We start from the raw sequence: 6229 nt of genomic DNA, 5'->3' as shown, positions 1-6229 counted from the left end.
GCGCTTGTACTCGTAAAACGGCGTGCGCGTCATGCCCCGGCGCCGGCACGCCTCACTCACATTGCCCAGCGCCTGCGCCAGCTCCAGCACCGACAGCCGCTGCTGCGCCAGCTTCAGCTCCGCGTTCATCCTTCTCTCCTTTCGTCGATCCGTTATGTCAGGAAAGAAGGTTTAGAGTACACGCGCAAGGTGATAACTGTGGTGATAACAGCTTTTGCGTTTGCTTGAAGGCTCTAAAAAATCAATGCGTTACGAGGCATCCGTGGCGGAGAGAGGGGGATTCGAACCCCCGAGGGGCTGTTCACCCCTACACGCTTTCCAGGCGTGCGACTTCGACCGCTCATCCATCTCTCCGCGGCTAAGGCCATAATTTTACACTTTTTGTGCTTTTCAGGCCGCTGAAGAAGGGTCGCTCGAGTGGCGGCGGGCGCCGTCGATCAGCTTCATCGCCGAGCCGATGAGGCTGGCGACCTCGGTCATGTTGCTGGGCACGATGAGGGTCGTCTTGGCATCATGGGCCACGCGGGCGTAAGCTTCGACCGCTTTTTCAGCCACCTTCAGTTGCACCGCCTGCTCGCCGCCCGGCTGGCGGATGGCGGCGGCGATGCGCTCGATGGCCTGCGCGGTGGCTTCGGCCACCTCGCGAATAGCGGCGGCCTCGCCCTGCGCCTGGTTGATCGCGGCCTGCTTCTCGCCCTCGCTCTTGGCGATGAAGGCGGCGCGCTCGCCCTCCGCGAGGTTGATCTGCTCCTGGCGCTTGCCCTCGGAGGCGGCGATCAGCGCGCGCTTCTCGCGCTCGGCGGTGATCTGCGCCTGCATCGCGCGCAGGATCTCTGCCGGCGGCGTCAGGTCCTTGATCTCGTAGCGCAATACCTTCACGCCCCAGTTCAGCGCCGCCTCGTCGATGGCGTTGACGACCTGGGCGTTGATCATCTCGCGCTCCTCGAAGGTCTTGTCCAGCTCCAGCCGGCCAATGACGCTGCGCAGCGTCGTCTGCGCCAGCTGCGTGATCGCCAGCACGTAGTTGGAGGAGCCGTAGCTGGCGCGCATCGGGTCGGTGACCTGGAAGTAGAGGATGCCATCGACCTTGAGCTGGGTGTTGTCCTTGGTGATGCAGATCTGCTCCGGCACGTCCAGCGGAATTTCCTTCAGGCTGTGCTTGTAGGCCACTTTCTCGATGAACGGCACGACGAAGTTCAGGCCCGGAGCCAGCGTCCTGTCGTAGCGGCCAAGCCGCTCGACCACCCAGGCGGTCTGCTGCGGCACAACCTTGATCGACTTGACGACAAAGACCAGCGCGACGATGACGACGACGACGGCGATTTCCATAGTGCGGCTTTCGGTATGAGGGTCCAATGCACAAATAGAGCGGAGAAGGGGCGCTTCAGGGATGATCCACCGGCTCGATGACAAGCCGGTTGCCCTGAATCGCGCGGATGCGGTGGGGGCCGGGGTGGCGCTCGCCATGCGCGCTTGATGGCACCGCCAGCCACTGCGCGCCGCGGTAGTGCACCTGCGCGGTGCCGTCGGGCTGCCACGCGCTCACCTGAACGGTCTGGCCGACGTCGAGCACGACGTCCGGGTTGGTCTGGGGGCTTGCGGCGCGGCGGCGCAGCCGCGCCCACGCCCAGCCGCCCACCGTCAGCAGCGCGCACAGCCCCGCGGTGACCAGCTGGGTGCTGAAGGCCGCCCCCGCGTGCGCGGCGAGGGCGCCTGCCGCTGCGGCCAGCGCCAGCATCAGCAAAAAGAAGGTGCCGGTGGCGAGTTCCGCGGCGACCAGCAGCCCGGCCAGCACCCACCACAGCGTTGCGTCATCCATCGATCACCCCTTTGGCCTACACTCGCGCACCATGAAATTTCGCTTCCCGATCGTCATCATCGACGAAGATTACCGCTCCGACAACACGTCGGGTTTGGGCATCCGCGCGCTGGCGCAGGCGATCCAGAACGAGGGCTTCGACGTTGTCGGCGTGACCAGCTACGGTGACCTGAGCCAGTTCGCCCAGCAGCAGAGTCGCGCCAGCGCCTTCATCCTGTCGATCGATGACGAAGAGGTCAGCGGCAATCCCGAAGAAGATCCGGCGGTGCAAAACCTGCGCGCCTTTGTGCAGGAAGTGCGGCGGCGCAACGCCGAGGTGCCGATCTATGTCTATGGCGAGACGCGCACCAGCCGCCACCTGCCCAACGACGTGCTGCGCGAGCTGCACGGCTTCATCCACATGTTCGAGGACACGCCGGAGTTCGTCGCGCGCCACATCATCCGCGAGGCCAAAGCCTACCTGGAGTACATCCAGCCCCCGTTCTTCAAGGCGCTGCTGGACTACGCCGAGGACGGCTCCTACTCCTGGCACTGCCCTGGCCACTCGGGCGGGGTGGCGTTCCTCAAGACCCCCGTGGGGCAGATGTTCCACCAGTTCTTCGGCGAGAACATGCTGCGCGCCGACGTCTGCAACGCGGTGGAGGAGCTGGGCCAGCTGCTGGATCACAACGGCGCCATCGGCGAGAGCGAGCGCAACGCCGCGCGCATCTTCAACGCCGACCATTGCTTCTTTGTCACCAACGGCACCAGCACCAGCAACAAGATGGTCTGGCACCACACGGTGGCCCCGGGCGACGTGGTGGTGGTGGATCGCAACTGCCACAAGTCGATCCTGCACTCCATCATCATGACGGGGGCGATCCCCGTCTTCCTCAAGCCCACGCGCAACCACTACGGCATCATCGGGCCGATCCCGCAAAGCGAGTTCGAGCCGGACAACATCCGCGCCAAGATCGCCGCACACCCGCTGCTGCGGGGGGTGGACGCCGCCAGCGTGCGGCCCAAGATCCTGACGCTGACGCAGTCCACCTACGACGGCGTGCTCTACAACACCGAGACCATCAAGCAGATGCTGGATGGCTACGTGGACAACCTGCACTTCGACGAGGCGTGGCTGCCGCATGCGGCGTTCCATCCGTTCTACGGAACCTACCACGCGATGGGGCGCAAGCGGGCACGCCCCAGGCATTCGGTGGTGTATTCGACGCAGTCGATCCACAAGCTGCTGGCCGGCATCAGCCAGGCGTCGCAGGTGCTGGTGCAGGACTCGCAGACGCAAAAGCTCGACCGGCACCTCTTCAACGAAGCCTACCTGATGCACACCTCCACCAGCCCGCAGTACAGCATCATCGCCAGCTGCGACGTGGCGGCGGCGATGATGGAGCCGCCCGGCGGCACCGCGCTGGTGGAGGAAAGCATCGTCGAGTCGCTCGACTTCCGCCGCGCGATGCGCAAGGTGGATGCGGAATTCGGGCCGGACGAGTGGTGGTTCCAGGTCTGGGGGCCGGAAGAGCTGGCCGAGGAGGGGATCGGGCGCGCCAGCGACTGGGTGCTCAAGCGCACCGACGCCGACGGCGTGCAGACCAGCGACGGCGAAGACGCCTGGCACGGCTTCGGCGACATGGCGCCGGGCTTCAACATGCTGGATCCGATCAAGGCCACCATCATCACGCCGGGCCTCAACCTCAAGGGCGACTTCGCCCCCACCGGCATCCCGGCCAGCATCGTCACCAAGTTCCTGGCCGAGCACGGCGTGGTGGTGGAAAAAACCGGCCTTTATTCGTTTTTCATCATGTTCACCATCGGCATCACCAAGGGCCGCTGGAACACGCTGCTGACCGCGCTGCAGCAGTTCAAGGACGACTACGACAAAAACCAGCCGATGTGGCGCGTGATGCCGGAGTTCTGCCGCAAGCAGCCGCGCTACGAGCGCATGGGCCTGCGCGATCTGTGCCAGTTTGTGCACGAAATGTATGCCCAATACGACGTGGCGCGCCTGACCACCGAGATCTACCTGAGCGACCTCACCCCGGCGATGAAGCCCAGCGACGCCTACGCCCAGATCGCGCGGCGCAACACCGAGCGCGTGCCGATCGACGAGTTGGAGGGGCGCATCACCACCGCGCTGATCACGCCATACCCGCCCGGCATTCCGCTGCTGATCCCGGGCGAGGTGTTCAACCGCCGCATCGTCGAGTACCTGAAGTTCTCGCGCGAGTTCAACGAGCGCTGTCCCGGCTTCGAGACCGACATCCACGGGTTGGTGGTGGAGGAGGGCTTCGACGGACGCAAGCGCTACTTCGCCGACTGCGTGCGCGGCAACCCCGCGGCCGCTTGATCAAGGTCAAGCTGGGCTCAATTCGACCGGTTTGCAGCGCGGACTTGCGCTACGATCGTCGAGTCGCCTCCGCGCAACCGGCTGATTCACTGCCATGTTTCCCGAATACCGCGACCTCATCTCCAAGCTCAAGACCACCAATCACCACTTCCAGCGCCTGTTCGATCAGCACAATGAGCTGGATGAGCGCATCCAGCGCATGGAGGAGGGCATCGAGCCCGGCACGCATGAGCAGATCGAAACGCTGAAGAAAGAAAAGCTGCGGTTGAAAGACCAGCTTTACGACATCTTGCGTAAAGCCGCCGCAGCCGCCTAGGGGGTCGCAGCGGCTGGCGACGCCGCCCGGACGTCTTCTCCGGCGCGGGCTTGCAGCGCGGAGGCTTGCGCATCCACGCGCCGCGCGCCGTCGAAACGGCTGCGCCAGTAGTTGCTGTCGATACGCTCCAGCCGCACCTGCGCGCCGGGCCGGGGCGAGTGCACAAAGCGCCCCCGCCCGACGTAGATGCCCACGTGACTGAACGGTCGGCCCAGCGTGTTGAAGAACACAAGGTCGCCCGGGCTGAGCTCGTCCGGCTCGATCGGACGGGTGGCTTGAGCTTGCTCAGCCGCGGTGCGCGGCAGCGCCAGCCCCATGCCTTCACGAAAGGCGATCTGCACAAAACCGCTGCAATCCACACCTTGTTCGTAGTCGCCGCCGCCGCGGCGATACGGCACGCCAACGAAGGCCATCGCCACCACCAGCGCATCGGTTCGCAGGCGCTGGGCAGCTCGGTCGGCTTCACTCGAACCCTCAGGCCGCTGCGCTTGCTTTTGCGCGCGCTGTTGCAGCCAATCCCCCAGCGGGTCGGCAGAGCGGTCCGGAACTGTGCCTCCCGGCGCGGCCGTTCGCGGTGATGGCGCCGACGCGCAAGCGGCCAGCAGGGATGCCGCAACCAACGATGCAGCGGCTTGGCACGCCAAGGACAACCGCGTCTTGTCCAGGGCAAGACTCAGGCGAAGCCTCATACCGGTTACGATACGGGGCAACAGGGCGCGGCGTCAATGCGAACGCGCCTTTTGAGCGAGGAAACATCGCGTGCTGTTGGATGCAAACGACTGCCAGCTGGTGCTGATCGACTACCAACCCCGCCTGATGGCGGTCATCGACCAGCGCGAGGAGGTGCTGCAGCAAGCGGGCCGTTTGGTGAAGCTGGCCCGGTTGCTCGAGGTGCCGATTTGGGGCACCGAACAAGCGCCTGACAAGCTGGGCATGCTGCCGCCCGATTGGCGCGGCGCGTGTCAGCACGTTTGGAGCAAGGTGGCTTTTGACAGCAGCGACACCCCGCTGCGGCAACGGCTGTGCCCGGCTCGGATGCCGCCGGCGGGCAACGCCCGCAGCTTGCCCAAGCACCTGCGCAAACCCGCGGAACCGGCGCGCTCCACGGTGCTGTTGGCGGGCTGCGAAGCGCACGTTTGCGTGCTGCAGACCGCCTTTATGCTGCTGGAACACGAGGAGCTTGAGGTGGTGGTGGTCACCGACGCGTGCGGCTCGCGCCGCCAGCGCGATCGCGACGCGGCTTTCGACCGCATGGCAGCCGAGGGGGTGACGCTGGTGACCACGGAGATGGTCGGGTTTGAGTGGCTGCGCAGCGCTCAGCACCCGCGCTTCACCGAAGCGCTGGCGGTGCTGAAGTGAGCATCTGGGCGGTTTTTGCGAGCTCACGCGCTCGCGGCGCCAACTCACCAACTCAACATGAAGGCGGTTGTCGGTTGCTTGATGCGGTCTTGGCTTCGCCGATCAGCAACCAAGAATATTCCGATGCTTTAGGGAAAATGCCCATACGCAAGAGAGACGGGACTGACAATAATCAGTTCGTCGCGCTCGGGTCACGTGCCCCGAGCTGGGATGCAGTCAAGCAGGATCGGATTCAAGGAGCTTGGGATCATGCAGCAAGCAACAACTTCACGACGCGCCGTGCTCAAAGCTGGCAGCGCGCTGGCGACGCTGGTGTCGCTGGGGGTGATCACGGCCGAGCAGGCGCTGGCCTCGCCGCGTGCGGCGTTTGAGGCCAAGAGCCTGGCCGATGCGCTCA

Annotated in this window: 6 protein-coding genes, 1 tRNA gene and 1 pseudogene; 3 read left to right on the top strand and 5 right to left on the bottom strand. The window is 65.1% G+C overall.

What is annotated here, in order from left to right; translation table 11 throughout:
• The 4 genes and pseudogenes from Talka_RS12195 to Talka_RS11740 all read right to left on the bottom strand — a co-directional run.
• Positions 1-129: pseudogene (locus tag Talka_RS12195) on the bottom strand (IS481 family transposase); the annotation flags it as partial.
• A gap of 134 nt (positions 130-263) precedes the next feature.
• Positions 264-354, bottom strand: a tRNA-Ser gene (locus Talka_RS11750).
• A 36-nt stretch (positions 355-390) separates the two neighbouring features.
• Positions 391-1329 (bottom strand): SPFH domain-containing protein, encoded by a 939-nt coding sequence (locus tag Talka_RS11745; RefSeq protein ID WP_143891507.1) that lies wholly within the window; start codon positions 1327-1329, stop codon positions 391-393.
• A gap of 55 nt (positions 1330-1384) precedes the next feature.
• The gene (locus Talka_RS11740) at positions 1385-1819 is read right to left on the bottom strand and encodes an NfeD family protein (protein ID WP_143891506.1); all 435 of its coding nucleotides are present in this window, start codon (positions 1817-1819) and stop codon (positions 1385-1387) included.
• A gap of 31 nt (positions 1820-1850) precedes the next feature.
• Here Talka_RS11740 and Talka_RS11735 point away from each other — a divergent pair, with 31 nt between their 5' ends.
• Both Talka_RS11735 and Talka_RS11730 read left to right on the top strand, forming a co-directional pair.
• A complete protein-coding gene (locus Talka_RS11735; RefSeq protein WP_143891505.1) occupies positions 1851-4157 on the top strand; it encodes an arginine/lysine/ornithine decarboxylase in 2307 nt (768 codons plus the stop codon).
• A gap of 94 nt (positions 4158-4251) precedes the next feature.
• The gene (locus Talka_RS11730; protein WP_143891504.1) at positions 4252-4473 is read left to right on the top strand and encodes an HP1242/YdcH family protein; all 222 of its coding nucleotides are present in this window, start codon (positions 4252-4254) and stop codon (positions 4471-4473) included.
• Here Talka_RS11730 and Talka_RS12190 read toward each other — a convergent pair.
• Entirely contained in the window at positions 4470-4886 is a 417-nt protein-coding gene (locus Talka_RS12190; protein ID WP_425472685.1) for a C40 family peptidase, read from the bottom strand. The genes Talka_RS11730 and Talka_RS12190 overlap by 4 nt on opposite strands.
• Positions 4887-5232: 346 nt before the next feature.
• Here Talka_RS12190 and Talka_RS11720 point away from each other — a divergent pair, with 346 nt between their 5' ends.
• Positions 5233-5832, top strand: a complete 600-nt coding sequence (locus Talka_RS11720; RefSeq protein WP_143891502.1) for an isochorismatase family protein — start codon at positions 5233-5235, stop codon at positions 5830-5832.
• Positions 5833-6229: the final 397 nt, after the last annotated feature.

The organism is Tepidimonas alkaliphilus (assembly GCF_007556595.1).
In the GTDB taxonomy this organism is placed as follows: Bacteria; Pseudomonadota; Gammaproteobacteria; order Burkholderiales; family Burkholderiaceae_C; genus Tepidimonas; species Tepidimonas alkaliphila.
This window is presented reverse-complemented; position numbering and strand designations above follow the sequence as displayed.